The 352-nt window shown below is 53.1% G+C and carries 1 pseudogene; it reads right to left on the bottom strand.

Going from position 1 to position 352, the window contains the following annotated elements:
* Positions 1-201: pseudogene (locus tag AY633_RS15245) on the bottom strand (efflux RND transporter periplasmic adaptor subunit); the annotation flags it as partial.
* Positions 202-352: the final 151 nt, after the last annotated feature.

Raw genomic sequence — 352 nt, 5'->3', positions numbered from 1 at the left:
AAACCCTGGATAGCTCGAGCTGGTGTTGGAATTTTCATGCACGCTGCTGTCTTGAGACGACCGTGCTTGCGTCAATGCCTGCAAAGTCGACTGCACTGCGCGGCGTTCTGCTTGCAGCGCGCTTTGCTCCGACTGCCAAATGGCACGCTGGTCTTCCGATTCGCTTTCGTGCAAGCGAGCCAGTTCTGCACCTGCTGTCACGGCGTCACCTTCTTTGACGAGCTATTGCTCAAGCGCTTCATGGTCTTGCACGTAAATTTCAATCGTGTCCTGCGGCGCCGTTAATGCTGCTGTGGGGAAAGTTTCCGTATAAGTATGTGTATATGCCTGTTCGTATTCACTGACATACAGC

Source organism: Planococcus maritimus, assembly GCF_001592825.1.
Taxonomy (GTDB): Bacteria; Bacillota; Bacilli; order Bacillales_A; family Planococcaceae; genus Planococcus; species Planococcus maritimus_C.
The sequence above is the reverse complement of the archived record's forward strand: the minus strand, read 5'-3'. Positions and strand labels throughout refer to the sequence as shown.